Origin of the sequence: Pseudofrankia coriaricola, assembly GCF_032027725.1 — a bacterium.
Lineage (GTDB): Bacteria > Actinomycetota > Actinomycetes > Frankiales > Frankiaceae > Pseudofrankia.
Window position 1 is genome coordinate 14,202 of the sequence record NZ_JASNFO010000093.1, and the last position, 16,139, is coordinate 30,340.

Here is a 16,139-nt window from a genome sequence, read left to right on the forward strand (position 1 = left end):
ACCTCGGCCCCCGCGGCCATCTCCACCCGCGCCCGTCGGCCAACTCCCGGGCTACGCGTCGCTCTCCTCAGTCACGCGAAGCGCGACATCGGGGGTCCGGGGGTCGCCCCCGGAGCAGATATCTGAGTGAGAGCCATCGGAGCCACCCGAAGGGCGGCGAACAAGGCGAGCCGCTCTCACTCACCGAGCCGCTCTCACTCACCCGTATGACGCCTCCCACCACCAACGGCCGGCCTCGACGAACAACAGGCAGGCCGAGCCGTCCTCGGTGACCAGCTGGAACCGGGCCCGGCGCCGGCCGGCGGGCTCCCACCACCGCTCGTCGACCGGCCACGGCCCGGCCCAGCCGACGACCCGGACCGGCGGGCGGCCGTCGACGGACAGCCAGGCGGGCGTCCCGGTGGCCGTCGCCCGCCCGCTGACGACGACGGACTCACCGGCGACGTCGAGCAGTTCGGCGGGGCGGGGCTCGACGAGCACGGTGGCCGGCGCCGGCCGGGGCAGCCGGCCGGGCCAGGGGGCGGCGGCCCGCTCCGCCTCGGCCGGGCCACGCGGCCCGCGTGGCTCCCCCCACGGCACCAGCCGGACCGCGGCGAGCGGGTCTCGCCCGCCGCGCACCTCGGCGGTGAGGACCGCTTCCGGCCCGAGCAGCCCCTGCACTCGGTCGAGGGCGCGGCGCACCCGGCCGTCGGCCGCTCCTGGTTCCCCCCACAGCCCCAGCTGGCGGCCGTCGGCGGCGAGCAGGTCCTGTGGGGTCACCCGGATCCGGGTGACCCGGGCCGGTTCGGGAGACCGCCCCAGCTGCGACGGGGAAGAAGTGATCGCAGCTGGGGCGGCCCGCCCCGCTGGCTCGCCGGCCGCGTTCGCGGCGGACAGCCAGCCGTCGAGCTGCCAACGAATCCGGTCGGTGATAGCGGCGGCTGTCAGCGGACCGTCGTGCCGCCAGACCCGGCGCAGGTGCTCGCCGTGCTCGGTCTCGGCCTCGATGGCGACCCGGGCGCAGGCCAGCCCCGCGGCCAGCAGCCTGGCGTGGGCGTCCTCGGCGAGCCGGCGGGCGGTGAAGACGACCTGGTCGACGTTGTCGGCCGGCGGGTCGAGCTCGGTCTCGACGGCGAGGTCCGGTGGGATCACCCGCGGCGCCGGCAGCCGCTCGTCGTCGCCGCGGGCGAGCCGGTGCGCGAGCGCCCCGTCCGGGCCGAACCGGGCGAGCACCTCCCCCGCGGGCAGCGCGGCGAACGCGCCCAGGGTGGACAGCCCCAGCCGGCGCAGCAGCCCGGCGAGCTCGGGCCGGTCGAGCAGCTCCACCGGCAGCGGCGCGAGGAAGCCCGCGCCGGCACCGGCCGGCACGGTCTCGCCGAGCCGGGCGGCCACCGCGGCCGCGAACGGCCCGTCGGCGATCCCGAAGGAGCACAGCGCCGCCGCGGCCGCGCCCTTGCCCGGGCCTCCCCCGCCAGCCAGACCGGCCCTGTCGCCCAGGCCTCTCGGGCCACTCCGGCGGGCCGAGCCGCGCGGCCCGCCGGCCGTGGCGGGCCCACCGGCCGCCACGGCGGCCAGCGCGGCGGCGACCGCGCCGCGGACCTGGGCGATCACCAGGGCCTCGGCGCCGAAGTAGCGGGCGGCACCGCGGACTGGTATGAGGCAGTCGCCGGGCTGGGTCACCTCGGCGCCGGGCACCACGGTCTCGACGGCGGCCACCACCGGCTCGAACACCCGGGCGTCCCGCTCCGGGTCGGCGGGAAGCAGTCGCAGCTCGGGGCAGCGCCCCTGGGCGTCGCGGCGGCGCAGCCCGGGCAGCACGCCGGCGGCGCGGGCGGCCCTGGTCACCGCCACGACATGGTTCGCCTCGATGACGGCGGCGGGTACCTCGGGGCCGGCACCCGCGGCCGTCGTCGGCCAGTCCGGGCAGTGCAGGGCAAGCATCCGCACAGGCATCTAGGCCGCCCCCTCGACGGGGGGCGGCCCCGGCGCGGGCCGCGCTTCTCCCCTGGCCGGCGACCCGTCGCCGACGTAGCGGGCGGCGGCGCCGTCCAGGCTGGCGACGGGATCCGCGCCGGCGACGGCGAGCCAGCCGTGGCGCGGGCGGGCGGCGGCGCCGCGGCCGGACACCCGGACCAGCACCCGGGCGCCGCGCAGGTGGCCGTGCCCCTGCCCGAGGCCGTGGAAGGAGCGCTCCTCGGCGGCCAGGCGCAGGTCGGCGCCGTCCCACCCCTCCCCGACCGGGAGCAGCACGCAGCCCCGCTCCCGGGCCCGGGCCGAGAGCCGCCGGGGCGCGCTGGCCGTCCCGGCCGCGCCGCCCCGCGCCGGTGGGCGGACCGCGACCACGTCCAGGGCGTCGATCAGCGCGGCGACGACCACCGGCCAGCGCGGCCCCGGTTCGGGGACCAGGACCAGCCGCTCCAGCGCGATCCCCGCCTCCGCCGCCGCGAGCAGGCCGAGCGCGGGGCAGCCGACCACCGCGCACCATGCCCCGGCCCTGGACGGTTCGGCGAGCACGGTCAGCAGCAGCGCCGCCGACCCCTCGACGGCCACCGTCGCGCCGCGCGGCAGCGCGCGCCGGGGCAGCAGCGCGGCCAGCGCCGCCGGCACCGGCAGCATCCGGTCCGGGTCGGTGAGGTCGGGCGGGTCGGCACGGCCATCCGGGCCGCCGGCGATCTCCCGCAGGTCGCGCAGCTCCCGCAGGTCCCGCAGCGCGGCCACCACCGGCGCGGCGAGCCCGGTGACGGGCTGTTCGCCCGGGGAGGTCACGCGAGCCGCACGGACGTCGCGAGTCACGTCATGGATGCCCCGGCTCTCGCGGGAGGGGCCGCCAGGCGAGGGGCGGACCGGATCGGCCGCCCTGGCGGGCGCCACGCCTAGTCCGTCCCGGAACGAGCCGTTCCCGGCACCGTCCCGGTGAGCGCCGGCTGGGACGGCAGGCCGAGGACCTCCTCCACCACGCCGAGGAAGATCTCCACCTGCCGGACGAGGTCGTCGGCCTCGCGGGTGGTCACGACCGACAGCCCGGCCTCCGCCGCCGCCCGCCGCGGTGCGCCCGCGGCGAAGAAGTCCGCCCACTCGTCCAGCTCCGGGACGACCTGGGCCAGCAGCCGCCAGGCACTTACCGGCCGGCCGCGCCGGCCCGGTCGGGGCTTCGCCCGGTCCGCCAGCACGGCCGCGGCCACCCGCAGCGCGGCGAGGTGCGCGAGGGCATACCGCTCCCCCGCCGGGCGGGCGAACGCCGCCTCGGCCAGCCCGTGCCGGGCCGCGGCCAGCAGGTCGTCCCGGGAACGGCGCGGCATCCCGGCCGCCGGGACCGCCACACGGCGATCATCGGAGGAAACCTGTCGCACTCCCGAGGCAGACTGCTGGGACAGCGGAGGCTGTGGCGCCTGCGGGGGCCGATGCCGTACTGGGTACAGGGTGGGCTGCTGGCACACGGGCTGCTGGCGCACGGCTGGGCGGCGCGGCGCTGGCTGAGTTGGCTGGTGCGGAGTCGGCTGGCTGGTCATGTCCCACCCTCCGGTCTGGCGTCGTCCTTGCTCGTGTCGTCAGTGCTGGCCTTGTCAGTGCTGGGTTTGTCAGTACCGCCGACCCGGCGCCCTACCCAGTTCGAACAAAGGTTCGAACACAATTGAAGGTAGCCCGGCTGAGAGGAGGCGTCAATGTCGCTGGCCACGCCGTGTCGGGCCGCCGCGGCGGCCGGTCCCCGGCCGGTCTCGCCCGCGAGTTCTCCCTGTGGGGACGGCTTTCCCACCGACTCCGCCGCCCCGGCGCCGGGGACTGGGCCGCCCGCCGCCGGCGGGGTCGTCGGGGCGCCCGGGCACGGCCGGGGCGCCCCGCGGTGGCGGTGATGCCCGCCGATGCCGACGGCGCCGCCCCGCCGCTGGTCACCGTCGATCTGTGGCGGGTGCCGGCCCGGCGGGTCGGCGGGGCGCTGGTCCGGATGGCGCTGGACAGGGCGCGGCTGCGCCGCGTCCCCGGGCTCACCTTCGCCAGGCTGGTCGGCACCGGCACCCCCGGCGCGTTCGGCCCGCTGGACGCCGAGCCGCGCCGCTGGGGACTTGTGGCCGCCTGGGACAGCCAGCGGGCGGCCGAGGCGTTCACGACCTCCGCCGTCCCGCGCTCCTGGGCCCGCGCCGCCGAGGAGCACCTCCACCTGCGGCTACAGCCCGTCGCCGCCAGGGGCCGCTGGTCCGGCCGCGAGCCCTTCGGCCGCCCCGCCCCGGGACGCCGGGCGGCCGAGGATGCGCCGCCCGGGCCGGTGGCGGTGCTCACCCGCGCCCGGCTCACGCCCCGGCGCGCGGTCACCTTCTGGCGGGCCGTTCCCCCGGTCGCCGCGGACCTCGCCGCCCTGGCCGCCGACCCCACCGCCGGGCCGCGGCTCGCGATCGGCATCGGGGAGGCCCCGATCGGCCTGCAGGGCACATTCAGCGTCTGGCCGGACCTCGCCGCCGTCCGCGCGTTCGCCTACGGGCGCCCGGCGCACGCCGCCGTCGTCCGCCGCACCCCCGAGATCGGCTGGTACGCCGAGGAGCTGTTCGCCCGCTTCGCCGTCCTCGCCGCCCATGGCACCCTCGACGGCCGCAACCCCTTGCGCCCCGGCGGCCAGTAGCGCCCGTCGGGCCCGCGCCGCCCGAAGCCCGGAAGAACCCGGCTCCGACCTCCAATGCCGCCTCGCCTCGCCCCGCCAGCGTTCACCGCCAGCACGCGGCCGGTGGATCACCATCATCGTGTTGTCGTAGTCGCGAAATCAGTCAGGTCACGACCGCGAGGACACACCCGCGACGATCATGAATCGTCACGAGTGAGGCGGACCTTCGCCGCCGCGGCAACAGCCAACGGATAGCCCGGCTATTCAGGCATTCATTCATGATCATGGTGGGATCACTCCATGCGCCGCGGTCGCGCACCGACGGACACCCCATGGGCTCGGATGTCCAGCCGCGCGGCGGCCCGCGACTCCATTCCAGCGACCAGCAAGCGCAACCCAGCCACGGTTAGTGACCGCGCATTGGCGCAATACCAACCCAGCCACCTCGTCAGCCCGGCCCCAGCCACACCACCGCCATATGCCAGGACCCGGAACCACGCGGGGAGGGCGCCCAACGCCCGACAACCAGTAAGCGCAACCCAGCCACGGTTAGTGACCGCGCATTGGCGCAATACCAACCCAGCCACCTCGTCAGCCCGGCCCCAGCCACACCACCGCCATATGCCAGGACCCGGAACCACGCGGGGAGGGCGCCCAGCGCCCGACAACCAGTAAGCACAACCCAGACACGGTTAGTGACAGCGCATCGGCGCAATACCAACCCAGCCACCTCGTCAGCCCGGCCCCAGCCACACCACCGCCATATGCCAGGACCCGGAACCACGCGGGGAGGGCGCCCAGCGCCCGACACGGGGCGAGCGCGTCCAGCGCCTCGCCCCGACTGCGACCAAGTAATCGATTGATGGCCCTCTGTCCTCTTCGTGGTCCGCCCCACCCGTCGCCGGGCGCGCGAAGGCACCGGCGGGTTATCGTCGACTTCCCGACTCCACGCTGAAATCTGGCTCACGGAGGCGCGAAGGACGAGCTTGTCGCGCTTCCTTCGGCCAGGCGCCCAACCCCTGCGAGGCGAGCCTTGGCGAGTGCCGACATCAGGCTGGTGCGCTGGACGCCCGCCCGCATGCGGGCCCGCCTCGACGAAGTGATCGCCGTCTACAAGGCCGCCTTCCTGGACGTCCACGAGGCCGACCCGGTGCGCGCCGCGCGCGACCGGATGACCCATGCCCGTCGGCACACCGAGCGGCGCGACCTGCGCGCCGTGGCCGCGCTCACCGCCGACGACGTCCTGGTCGGCATCACCTACGCGACGCCGGGCCGGGTCGGGCAGTGGTGGCACGACGTGGTGGCCTCGGCGCTGTCGCCGGCCGCGGCGGCGTACTGGCTGGAGGACTGCCTGGAGATCGTCGAGCTCCACGTCCTGCCGGACTACCAGGGCCAGGGCATCGGCCGCGCGCTGCTGCGGGAGCTGCTGCGCGACGTCCCGCACCGCACCGCGGCGCTCTCGGCCCTGGAGCTGCCGGACAGCCGGGCCCGCCAGCTCTATGCCAGCGAGGGGTTCGTCCCGCTGCTGTCCAACTTCCGCTTCCCCGGCAGCTACACCCCCTATGGGGTGCTCGGCAAGGAGCTGCCACCGCCAGCCTCGCAGCGCCGGCGCGGCGCTGTGACGGCCCGCTTCGGCCGTCCCGCCCGCGCCCTGTAGGCGGGCCGCCCTCGTGGCCCACGGCTTCGGTGCCGCGGGCGGGCCGCCCCTGTCACCAGGAGGGCTCCCGCCGAAGCGGCGAGGACAGGTTCGGTCGGCGTGGGTCCGGGTGCCGTGGCTCGCGGCCGCGCTGGTGGTCGCCGTCCAGATCCCCTACCCGCTGCTGCCGGCGGGGGGAAGCGGGCGGCGCTGGCTGACGGCCGGCCAGGTCGTGGCGTTCTTCGTCGCCTCAGCGAGCCATGCGGCCCTGCGTCGCGGCTGGGCCTTCACCAGCGGGTGTCTGGGCCTCACGATCGGCCTCGGCTTCGCCGCCGAGGTGGTCGGCGTACACACAGGCTGGCCGTTCGGCCGCTACTCCTACACCGGCAGACTCGGCCCCGAGATCGTCGGTGTCCCGCCGCTCATCCTCCTCGCCTGGGCGATGATGACCTACCCGGCCCTCCTGCTCGCGCGCTGGCTGACCGACCGCCCGGCGAACGCTCCGCGAACACACTGCCTCGATGCGTTCACGGTGAGCGGCATCCCCGACGACCGTCAGCGGTGGACGACGCGCCCGCGGTCGGCGCGTGACCAGGCGAGCGGGAGGACGAGCGGGCGGTGGCGTCGGGCGACGATGACCGCGATCGCCGGTGGGGTGCTGCTCGCCGGGTGGGACCTCTTTCTCGACCCTCGGATGGTCGCCGAGGGCTTCTGGAGGTGGGCACCCGGCGGTGGGCCGACCCTCAACGGGATTCCCCTGACCAACGCCGCCGGATGGCTGGGGGTCGGGACGGTCCTCGTGGCGCTCCTCGACCGGCTCCCGGACGCGACTTACCGACCAGCGCCGAAGCAGGGCCGCTGGCCGGCGGGCGACGGCGTCCCGCTGGTACTGCTCTGCTGGACGTACGGATCCTGGGTGCTCGCCTGCCTGGTCTTCTTCGGCCAGCCCATGGTCGCGCTCGCCGGCGGCGTCGGCATGGCGCTGCCGCTGCTCCCCGCCGCCGCGCGAGCCGTCCGTCGCCGGCTGACAAACCGGCCGATACCCGCGAGGTCGACCGAACGGCGCACCCCGCCGCGCGACCTGACCGACGCCTCCGCCGGCACCGGGCCATCCGCGCCGCCCAGGAAGCACAGATGACGCCCGCGCGGATGGCCGTGCGCTACGCGGCGCGGGCCGCGGCACGAACCGCGGTACGCGCCGGGGCCGCGGGGGCGGTACTGGTCGCGGCGCACACCGTCGTCAACACGCGGCTGTGGCGACGGCCGCCGCCGGCGCGGACCGCCGCCGAACGGGTCTCCGTGCTGCTGCCCGCCCGCGACGAGGCGGCCGCGATCGGGCTGTGCCTGGCCGCCGTGCTCGCCTCGACCGGCGTCGACGACCTCGAGGTGATCGTCCACGACGACGCCTCCACGGACGCGACCGCGGATCTGGTCGCCGCCGTCGCGGCCGTCGACCCGCGGGTGGTACTCCAGCGCGGCCAGGGCCCGCCGGGCGGCTGGCTCGGCAAGACGCACGCCTGTGCCCGGGCGGCCGAGACGGCAACCGGGACAGTTCTTGTGTTCGTCGACGCGGACGTCACGCTCGCCCCGGACGCGCTCGCCCGCGCCGTCGCCCTGCTGCGCGACACCGGGCTGGACCTGATCAGCCCCTACCCGCGCCAGGAGGCGGTCGGCCTGGCGGAGCGGCTGGTCCAGCCGCTGCTGCAGTGGTCGTTCCTGGCGCTGCTGCCGCTGCGGGCGGCCGAGCGCTCGCCCCGCCCGTCGCTGTCGGCGGCGGGCGGGCAGCTGCTCTGCGTCGACGCGGCCGCCTACCGGCGCGCCGGCGGCCACGCGGCGGTGCGCGCCGAGGTGCTGGAGGACATCGCGCTGCTGCGGGCGGTCAAGCGTGCCGGCGGGCGCGGCGTCGTCGCCGACGGGACGCGGCTCGCCGCCACCCGGATGTACACCGGCGCAGCCGAGCTGCGCGACGGCTACGCCAAGTCGCTGTGGGCGGCTGGCGGCGGGCGCGTGACCGCGAGCGCCGGTCAGGTCGGGCTGCTCGGCTGGCTGTTCGTGCTGCCGGCCGTCGCGGCGCTGCGTGGGTCGCACGCCGGTCTCGCCGGCTACCTCGCCGGGGTCGCCGGCCGGGTGGTCACCGCCCGCGCCACCGGCGGGCGCGCCTGGCCAGACGCCGCCGCGCACCCGCTGTCGATCTGCGCCCTCGGCTGGCTGACCACGCTGTCCTGGTGGCGTCACCGCCGCGGCACTCTGCACTGGAAGGGCCGCCTCCTACGGCAGGCGGGCGCTGGACGCGCCGCCTCGCCATCGGACGCAGAGCGTCCTCCCCACGTGGTGCCCGATACAGGCATATGACCGTGGCGGGTGTGATGCCGGGCTGAGGACGTGGCTGAGTTGGCGCTGCGCTAAAGGCGCCGTCACTTGTTGTGGCTTGGTTACGCGGACTAGTCGCCAGCGCACCAGCCGCCGGCATGATCGAAGGTCAGTAGAGTCGGCGGATGGCCAGGATCGTGGTGGTGGGCGCCGGGGTCGGCGGACTCGCGGCGGCGGCCCGGCTGGCCGCCGCCGGGCATGTCGTCACGGTGTGCGAGCAGTCCTCCCAGGTCGGCGGCAAGCTCGGCTGGTACAGCAGGGACGGGTTCTCCTTCGACACCGGCCCGTCGCTCCTGACCATGCCCGAGGTCTTCGAGGAGCTGTTCACCGCCACCGGCGGCCCACCGCCGGCCGGGCTGGAGTTCCGCCGGCTCGACCCGATCGCCACCTACCGGTTCGCCGACGGCTCCGGCTTCGCGGCCCGCGCCGGCGACGACGAGTTCCGCGCCGAACTCGACGACGCCCTGCACACCGGGGCGGGCGAGCAGTGGGCCCGGTTCGACGCGCACGCGGCCAAGGTCTGGGAGATCACCAGGGACACGTTCCTCGGCCAGCCGATGTCCGCCGGCCGGCTGGCCCGCCTCGCCGGCCGCCACCCCGGCGGCATCACCGCGGTGGCCGCGGGGCGGACGCTGCGGGGCCTGGCCGCCCGTTACCTCACCGACGAGCGGTTGCGGATGTTCGCCGAGCGCTATGCGACCTACACCGGCTCCGACCCGCGCCGTGCCCCCGCCGCGCTCGCCGTGATCGCGCATGTCGAGCGCCGCTACGGCGGCTGGTACGTGCCCGGCGGGCTCTTCCAGCTCGGCGAGGCGATCGCGCAGCGGGCCAGGGAGCGCCGGGCCAGGATCCGCGTCGACGCCCCGGTCGTCGCGATCACCCGGGAGCCCGGCGGCCGGGCCGACGGGGTGGTACTCGCGGACGGCGGCCGGCTGCCCGCGGATGTCGTGGTCGCGAACGCGGACGCGGCCGCGGTGTACGGCGGGCTGCTCGCCGGGACGCGCGGCGACGGCGTGGGCCGCCGGCTCATGCCCCGGCCGACGCCGTCGCTGTCCGGCTTCGTCCTGCTGCTCGCTCTCGGCCCGGACACCCGCCCCGGCGGCTCCGACGATGCTGGGGACGCTGACCGCCCTGACCGCGCCAGCGACTCCGGCGGCCTCGAAGGCCATGGCCGCCCTGTCGGGCTTGGGAGGCCCACCGGGCTTGGGGGGCCGGGGAAGCCGGCCCGCCCCGGTCACCACACGGTGCTGTTCCCCGCCGACTACGACGCCGAGTTCGACGCCGTCTTCCGTGGCCGGCTGCCGACCGACCCGACCGTGTATGTCTGCGCGCCGCCCGACCCGACGCTCGCGCCGCCCGGCTGCGAGGCGTGGTTCGTACTGGTCAACGCCCCGCCGCACGCGCCGCGGCCCGTCGCGGCCCGCACCGGCGTCGACTGGGACCGCCCCGGTCTCGCCGCTTCTTACGCCGAGCGTGTCCTGGACCTGATGGCGGCCCGCGGCCTCGACGTCCGCCACCGGCTGCGCTGGCACGAGACGATCACACCCGCCGACCTGGAGCGGCGCACGGGAGCGCCTGGCGGCTCGATCTACGGCACCTCGTCCCACGGCGCCAGGGCGGCCTTCCTGCGCCCGCCGAACCGGACCTCGGTGCCCGGGCTGTTCCTCGTCGGCGGTTCCAGCCACCCCGGCGGCGGCCTGCCGCTGGTCACCCTGTCCGCCCGCATCGTCGCCGACCTGGTCGGGCCCGCCTAGAGGGCCAAAGGAGGTGCGAAAATGCTCCTCCTTCGCACCTCCGGAGGCCCCCGTCCCCAAAAGTTCCCCTGGCCCTTCGGGCACCCCGCCCCGGCGGGAAAACCGGGGCCCGTTCGGGCGTGCACGGGGCGGCGTGACAGGGTGCGGTTGATCGCCCGTCCTACGCCGTCCGTCGCTTGGCCTTCGTAGCCGTCCAAAAGTTTGGCGAGGGATCTTGACCGTGCGGGTCGCCCGCTGTGCCTCGAGCACGCCAGTCAGAGTGTTGATCTCATGTCGGTCCCCGGGCGGTCGCTACCTGTAGGTATCGATCGGGTTGGGGGATGTGGTGGACGGTTCGGTCGAGGTCGTCGTGGACGACGCCGAGCAGATCCTGGATCGGGTGGCGGCGATCGACGTCGCGAAGGCGTCCGGGAAGGTGTGCGTGCGGGTCCCGCACGACACGCGGGAAGGCAGGCGGGTCACCCGCGTCTTCGACGTCGTCGCGACGGTCCCAGCGGTGGAGGAACTCGCCGACCATCTGGTCTGCCAGGGCGTCCAGCGGGTCGTCGTCGAAAGCACGTCCGACTACTGGCGGGTGTTCTACTACCTGCTTGAGGAGCGGGGCCTTGAGGTGTGGCTGGTCAACGCCCGGGATGTGAAGAACGTCCCGGGAAGGCCCAAAACGGACAAGCTGGACTCTGTCTGGCTGGCGAAGCTGAACGAGCGCTCGATGCTGCGACGGTCGTTCGTGCCCCCGGCGGACATCCGCCGGATGCGGGACGTCACCCGGATGCGGGTCGACCTCGTCGCGGACCGCACGCGGGTCAAGCAGCGCAGCGAGAAGCTGCTCGAAGGCGCGCTGATCAAGCTGTCATCGGTGGTCTCGGACCTCTTCGGGGTCGCGGGCCGGCGGATCCTCGACGCGCTGGTGGCCGGGGAACGCGACCCGCGCCGGCTCGCGGCGCTCGGGACGGGCCTGAAGGCCTCGCCGGAAGCGCTGACCGCGGCGCTGACCGGCCGGTTCAGCGACCACGACGCGTTCATGCTCACGATCTACCTGGTGCAGATCGACGCGCTCGACGAGCAACTCGCCGCGCTGTCCGCGCGGGTCGATCAGATGACCGCGGCGATGCCCCTGCCCGCCCGCCGCACCGACACCCCCGGCGCCACTGAGGTCACCGCGGTGCCCGGGGTCGGGACGGTCTCGCCGGTCACCGGTGAAATCATCCCGCCCGCCGGCGGCGCCTGCGCCGGCGGCCCTCCCGCAGGTGGCACGCCCACACCCGCCGGTGGCCGGTCGGAGCCGCGGACGGCCGCGGACCTCGTCGACCTGCTCGACCAGGTCCCCGGGATCGGCAGGGACGCCGCACAGCTGATCCTCGCGGAGATCGGCACGGACATGGCCCCGTTCGCAACCTCCGGGCACCTGGCGTCGTGGGCGAAGCTGACCGCGCGCACGATCCAGACCGGGGCGTCGCTACGAATGGGCCGGACCGGACGCGGCAACCGGTACGTGCGCCGCACACTCGGCACGGCCGCGGCCTCCGTCGCACGCACCAACACCTTCCTCGGGGCACGCCACCGGCGGTTACGCGCCCGCCGCGGCGCGCTGAAGGCCCTCGTCGCCACCAGCCGCACCATCCTGACGATCATCTGGCGGATGGTGCACGACCAGGTGCCGTTCCGGGAACTCGGCGCGGACTACCACACCCGCCAACAGGACCCAGAGAAGCGCAAGCGCGCGCTGGCCCGGCAGATGAAAAACCTCGGGCTCTCTCCCGAGGAAGCCGCCTCGATGCTCGCCGCAGCCTGAGGCCCGACCCGCAACCCTCGCCTACAGAAGGGCCAGCCGGCAGCCACACCCGAACCGCCGCCCCCACGCCCACCAGCGGCCAAGTGCCCCGGTGGGCGCGAGCCTGACCACGTTGCGTCAGGTTTTCCAGTCAGCACTAGGAGACACTCCCGGAAAAGTCAGCCGCCGGAGACGGGCTGGACGGGGAGGCCAGGGATGAGGGGGGTGAGCTGCTCGATGTCGTGGCGGGCGCGCAGGGCGACGATCTCGGCCGGGTCGGGCGGGCCGCCGGCCGTCAGCAGCTCGCCCAGCTCCCGCATGTAGAGCTCGTGCCCGGACGGGGCGACCACGAACAGCATCCGGGCCGGTGCCGAGCCGGGGTTCGCGAAGGCGTGCGGGCAGCCCGGCGGGACGTGCATCAGGCTTCCGGGCCCGCCGCGGGCGATCTTCTGGCCGTCGGCGCCCTCCCAGCGCTGCCAGTCCCCGGCGGTCCGCACGAGCGGCTCGAACGCGAGCAGGTCGAGCTCGCCGTCGAGGATGTAGAAGATCTCCTCGGCGGCGCCGTGTCGGTGCGCTCCGACGTCGAAGCCCGGTGGCACGTCGGCCTCGAACACCGACCAGCACGCCGAGACCTCGGCGCCGATCTTCAGTGTCATCCCCGCCGACTGGAAGCGCCGGCCCGCACCGGGCGGCAGGACAAGCCCATCGGTCATGCCACCACCCCTTCGCCGCTCGCGTCGGTCACCGGGGGCCGGTCATCATGGTCAGCGCGAGGAAGACCGCCGGCGTGTCGGTCATCGCCGCGCGGTCGTCGAGGTCACCGGTGACCACCACCGCTCCGGCGTCCCGCAGCTCGCGCGCCGCCGGCCGGTCCGGGTCGCGGACCAGGGCGTGCACCGTCCGGCCTCGCTCCAGCAGCGCGCGCGCCACGGCGCCGCCTTGCTGGCCCGTCGCGCCGATCACCAGAATTGGCTGGGATCCATCCGTCATGTCCGGAACGATAGGTCTCCGGGCTGTTCTCAGCCTGGTGCGATTGCCACCAGGCAATGGCGACAAAATGGCATCAGGCGGAGAGGACGTCGGCTGAACGGGCTCGGAGCAAAGCGGCAAAGGGGCCAGACATCTACGGGTGGTCATAGATGACGACCGATGGGCCAGCCGCCGATCAGGGGCAGTCACCGGCGGCGGCCCGACGCGCCGAGCTCGCCGTGTTCCTGCGCAGCCAGCGCGCGCGGCTGCGGCCGGCCGATGTCGGCCTGCCGTCCGGCCACGGCCGGCGCCGCACCCCCGGCCTGCGCCGCGAGGAGGTCGCCGAGCTGGCAAGCATGTCCCTCACCTGGTACACCTGGCTGGAACAGGGCCGGCCGATTCCGGCGTCGGACCAGGTCGTCGACGCGCTCGGCCGCGCGCTGCGGCTGGATCCCGACCAGCATCGCCACCTGCGGGCTCTCGCCGACCTGCCGATGCCACCCGTGACGACCCCCGCCGAGACGGCGACACCCCGGCTGCGGCGCCTCGTCGACGCGGCCGCCCCGAACGCCGCCTCCCTCTATGACCGGCATTACGACTTCATCGCGTGGAACGACGCCTACGTCCGCCTGCGGCATGACCCGGGCTCGATGCCACCGCCGCGGCGCAACCTGCTGTGGATGATGTTCACCGATCCCGAGAACCGGCGGCGAATGGCGGGCTGGGAGCCAGCCGCGCGCGCGGTGCTCGGCCAGTTCCGCGCCGCCGCCGGCCGCCAGCCCGACGATCCGCGCTTCACCGAGCTGGTCTCGGCGCTCACCGACGCCAGCCCCGAGTTCCGGCAGTGGTGGGCGAGCTACCCGGTGCGCGGCTTCAGACCGGCGACCATCGTGATCAACCATCCGATGGCTGGCCGGATCACCCTTGACCTGTTCCAGCTGCGGCCGGTCGAGCATCCGGACCTGCTCCTCGTCCTGCAGGTCCCGGCCGGCGCCGAGGACACCCGCCGCGCCCAGGCCGTTCTCGCGCCACCGGCCCGGCCGGCCGGCGGCGACGGGCCAGCCGCCGACATACCGGCATAGCGATCTCGGGGCGGTCGCGTGGCCGCCGTGTGGTCAGCTTCCGGTGCCGAGCGCTCGGGTCTCACATCGGCGAGTGGCCCACTGTGAGAGGACATTCACGGGCCTGAGACTCCTGACGGTGCGTGCCGTAACGGGATCGCAGTGCACTGGGCGTCGGCAGGGGCCACCCGACGACGTGTGACCCGACAAACGCCCGTCCCAAAGCAGGAGATCATGAGCCCTGAGGAGATCCGGCTGGTCCAGGAGACGTTCGGCGCCGTCGCGCCGGCGTCCGACGCGGTCGCCGCCCTGTTCTACACCCGGCTGTTCGAGCTCGACCCCGCCCTGCGCACGATGTTCCCGGCCGACCTGACGGAGCAGCGCGGCAAGCTCATGCACATGCTGGCCGTGGCCGTGAACGGCCTGTCCCGGCTCGACTCGATCGTGCCAGCGGTGCGATCCCTCGGCGTGCGGCACGCTGGCTACGGCGTCACCGACGCGCACTACGACACGGTCGCCGCCGCTCTGCTGGCCACCCTCGCCGAAGGCCTCGGGGATGCCTTCACCCCACCGGTGCGGGACGCCTGGACGAACGCCTACATCCTGCTCGCCGACACGATGAAGAGCGCGGCCCACGAGGCGGCCGCCGCCTAGACCTGTTCTCCGCACATAAGCGCATCACCGCAGGTCAGCGGCCTGACAATGTTGATCAATCGATGCATCGCCGCAGGTCACGGACCCATGTGCGGAAGACGGGCCTAGAGGGCCAAAGGAGGTGCGCAATGCTCCTCCTCCGCACCTCCGGAGGCCCCCGTCCCCAGAAGCACTAACGGCCGCGCAGGACGCGGCGGAGGACGGCGGTGAGCTGGCCGAGGCCGATGACGGCGACGGCAAGGGTGGCAGCGGCCGCGGCGACGGCCGCCGGGCCGCGCAGGGACGGCAGGACGCCGGCGGCGAGCAGCCCCATGGCGGTGATGATCACGCGAGTGGGCCGCTCCCCCACGGTGACGACGCCGATCTCGCCGAAGCCGGCGTTTCCGGCGCGGGCACGGGTGTACTCCAGCAGGCCCATGGCAGTGCCGGCGGCGACGGCGAGCCAGCCCGGCGCGCCGAGCAGCCACAGCGCGACCAGGTAGAGCATGTCGGCGACCCGGTCGGCCACCGAGTCCAGCACGAAGCCGGTGGCGCTCACCCGTGCGCGCAGGATCGCCACCGCGCCGTCGAGATTGTCCAGCAGGCCGCTCACGGCCACGACGAGCGCCGCCAGAAGCGGCCAGCGGCCGCTGGCCGCCACGGCGGGCAGCGCAAGGGCCGTCACGGCCGTCGCGGCGGCCGTCACGGCCGCCGGTGGAGTCCGGGCTGCGGCCAGCGGCCGGGCCAGCAGGTAGGTCACGGTCAGCCAGCCGCGGACGAGCGCTCCCCCCGTAGCCGGGTCGTAGCCACCGTGCGTCACCGCCCACGCAGTGAAGTAGTCGATTTGTCCGGGCATGGGGGTACGCACGCGGCCCATCGTCGCCTCCCCGTAGAGTTCCCCGCGTGAGCGAGCAGATTTCGGGCGTCGTCGAAAGCCCCGACGACCTTGACCCGGCCGAGTTCTTCAACACGAACCGCGACCAGGTGGTGCTCGCGGTCAGGATCACGCCCGTCTTCGGCACGCTCGACCTGAACCTGGTGATGGCCGTCGTGGACGCCGCGAACGAGACGGGGTTCGCCCTCGTCCGCGAGCAGCCACTGCGCGACGAATATCTCCTGTGCGTCTTCGACGCCTACGAGGACCAGGACTAGCCCAGAAAGAGGCTGGCCACCGCCACATGCGCCACCCCGGAACCACGCGAAAAGGGCGCCCAGCGCCCGACACGAGGCGAGCGCGCCCAGCGCCTCGCCTCGACACCGAGGCGAGCGCGCCCAGCACACCCCACCTAAGGCATAGAGGTAACCCGACCACAGCCGGTGACGGCGCCATTAGCGCTGCATCAACCCAGCCACCTCACCTGCCCTGAAAGAGGCT

The 16,139-nt window shown here is 74.8% G+C and carries 15 protein-coding genes; 9 read left to right on the plus strand and 6 right to left on the minus strand.

Annotated features, from left to right (window positions below; translation table 11 throughout):
* Positions 1–198 precede the first annotated feature (198 nt).
* The 3 genes from QOZ89_RS37660 to QOZ89_RS37670 form a co-directional block, all read right to left on the minus strand.
* Positions 199–1,932 carry a DNA polymerase Y family protein gene (locus QOZ89_RS37660; protein ID WP_312628759.1) on the minus strand — a complete coding sequence of 578 codons (1,734 nt, stop codon included), beginning with the start codon at positions 1,930–1,932 and terminating at the stop codon, positions 199–201.
* The gene (imuA', locus tag QOZ89_RS37665) at positions 1,933–2,745 is read right to left on the minus strand and encodes a DnaE2-dependent mutagenesis accessory factor ImuA' (RefSeq protein WP_083418475.1); all 813 of its coding nucleotides are present in this window, start codon (positions 2,743–2,745) and stop codon (positions 1,933–1,935) included.
* A gap of 107 nt (positions 2,746–2,852) precedes the next feature.
* Entirely contained in the window at positions 2,853–3,299 is a 447-nt protein-coding gene (locus tag QOZ89_RS37670) for an SAV_6107 family HEPN domain-containing protein (protein WP_241841653.1), read from the minus strand.
* Between the two features lie 530 nt (positions 3,300–3,829).
* Between QOZ89_RS37670 and QOZ89_RS37675 the strand changes: the two genes are divergently transcribed.
* From QOZ89_RS37675 to QOZ89_RS37700, 6 genes are all read left to right on the plus strand, one after another.
* Positions 3,830–4,591: a hypothetical protein gene (locus QOZ89_RS37675; RefSeq protein WP_071048330.1), complete on the plus strand. Its 762-nt coding sequence runs from the start codon at positions 3,830–3,832 to the stop codon at positions 4,589–4,591.
* 1,012 nt (positions 4,592–5,603) lie between these two features.
* Positions 5,604–6,227: a GNAT family N-acetyltransferase gene (locus QOZ89_RS37680; RefSeq protein WP_071048318.1), complete on the plus strand. Its 624-nt coding sequence runs from the start codon at positions 5,604–5,606 to the stop codon at positions 6,225–6,227.
* Positions 6,228–6,336: 109 nt separating this feature from the next.
* Entirely contained in the window at positions 6,337–7,344 is a 1,008-nt protein-coding gene (locus QOZ89_RS37685; RefSeq protein WP_312628765.1) for a carotenoid biosynthesis protein, read from the plus strand.
* Positions 7,341–8,558, plus strand: coding sequence for a glycosyltransferase family 2 protein (locus QOZ89_RS37690; RefSeq protein ID WP_312628767.1), 1,218 nt, complete (start codon positions 7,341–7,343; stop codon positions 8,556–8,558). The genes QOZ89_RS37685 and QOZ89_RS37690 overlap by 4 nt, the downstream gene beginning before the upstream one ends.
* Positions 8,559–8,701: 143 nt before the next feature.
* Entirely contained in the window at positions 8,702–10,330 is a 1,629-nt protein-coding gene (locus QOZ89_RS37695) for a phytoene desaturase family protein (protein WP_312628770.1), read from the plus strand.
* A 322-nt stretch (positions 10,331–10,652) separates the two neighbouring features.
* The gene (locus QOZ89_RS37700) at positions 10,653–12,122 is read left to right on the plus strand and encodes an IS110 family transposase (protein WP_312628772.1); all 1,470 of its coding nucleotides are present in this window, start codon (positions 10,653–10,655) and stop codon (positions 12,120–12,122) included.
* Between the two features lie 158 nt (positions 12,123–12,280).
* Here the strand turns inward: QOZ89_RS37700 and QOZ89_RS37705 are convergent, their stop codons facing one another.
* Together QOZ89_RS37705 and QOZ89_RS37710 are read right to left on the minus strand one after the other, a co-directional pair.
* Positions 12,281–12,814, minus strand: a complete 534-nt coding sequence (locus QOZ89_RS37705) for a cupin domain-containing protein (protein ID WP_071052839.1) — start codon at positions 12,812–12,814, stop codon at positions 12,281–12,283.
* A 28-nt stretch (positions 12,815–12,842) separates the two neighbouring features.
* Positions 12,843–13,091 carry an NmrA family NAD(P)-binding protein gene (locus tag QOZ89_RS37710; protein ID WP_157910601.1) on the minus strand — a complete coding sequence of 83 codons (249 nt, stop codon included), beginning with the start codon at positions 13,089–13,091 and terminating at the stop codon, positions 12,843–12,845.
* Between the two features lie 149 nt (positions 13,092–13,240).
* On the opposite strand from QOZ89_RS37710, the gene QOZ89_RS37715 reads away from it, so the two are divergent.
* Positions 13,241–14,152: a helix-turn-helix transcriptional regulator gene (locus tag QOZ89_RS37715; RefSeq protein WP_071052841.1), complete on the plus strand. Its 912-nt coding sequence runs from the start codon at positions 13,241–13,243 to the stop codon at positions 14,150–14,152.
* Between the two features lie 213 nt (positions 14,153–14,365).
* A complete protein-coding gene (locus tag QOZ89_RS37720) occupies positions 14,366–14,785 on the plus strand; it encodes a globin family protein (RefSeq protein ID WP_071052842.1) in 420 nt (139 codons plus the stop codon).
* A 172-nt stretch (positions 14,786–14,957) separates the two neighbouring features.
* On the opposite strand, the gene QOZ89_RS37725 is transcribed toward QOZ89_RS37720, so the two are convergent.
* Entirely contained in the window at positions 14,958–15,641 is a 684-nt protein-coding gene (locus QOZ89_RS37725; protein WP_071052843.1) for a CDP-alcohol phosphatidyltransferase family protein, read from the minus strand.
* A 26-nt stretch (positions 15,642–15,667) separates the two neighbouring features.
* Here QOZ89_RS37725 and QOZ89_RS37730 point away from each other — a divergent pair, with 26 nt between their 5' ends.
* Positions 15,668–15,916 (plus strand): hypothetical protein, encoded by a 249-nt coding sequence (locus QOZ89_RS37730; protein ID WP_071052844.1) that lies wholly within the window; start codon positions 15,668–15,670, stop codon positions 15,914–15,916.
* Positions 15,917–16,139: the final 223 nt, after the last annotated feature.

Bases quoted from the DNA above. Each gene is read 5' to 3' on its own strand.
- QOZ89_RS37660 (WP_312628759.1), bottom strand. From the start codon at position 1,932: ATGCCTGTGCGGATGCTTGCCCTGCACTGCCCGGACTGGCCGACGACG.
- QOZ89_RS37675 (WP_071048330.1), top strand. From the start codon at position 3,830: ATGCCCGCCGATGCCGACGGCGCCGCCCCGCCGCTGGTCACCGTCGAT.
- QOZ89_RS37690 (WP_312628767.1), top strand. From the start codon at position 7,341: ATGACGCCCGCGCGGATGGCCGTGCGCTACGCGGCGCGGGCCGCGGCA.
- QOZ89_RS37695 (WP_312628770.1), top strand. From the start codon at position 8,702: ATGGCCAGGATCGTGGTGGTGGGCGCCGGGGTCGGCGGACTCGCGGCG.
- QOZ89_RS37705 (WP_071052839.1), bottom strand. From the start codon at position 12,814: ATGACCGATGGGCTTGTCCTGCCGCCCGGTGCGGGCCGGCGCTTCCAG.
- QOZ89_RS37710 (WP_157910601.1), bottom strand. From the start codon at position 13,091: ATGACGGATGGATCCCAGCCAATTCTGGTGATCGGCGCGACGGGCCAG.
- QOZ89_RS37715 (WP_071052841.1), top strand. From the start codon at position 13,241: ATGACGACCGATGGGCCAGCCGCCGATCAGGGGCAGTCACCGGCGGCG.
- QOZ89_RS37720 (WP_071052842.1), top strand. From the start codon at position 14,366: ATGAGCCCTGAGGAGATCCGGCTGGTCCAGGAGACGTTCGGCGCCGTC.
- QOZ89_RS37725 (WP_071052843.1), bottom strand. From the start codon at position 15,641: ATGGGCCGCGTGCGTACCCCCATGCCCGGACAAATCGACTACTTCACT.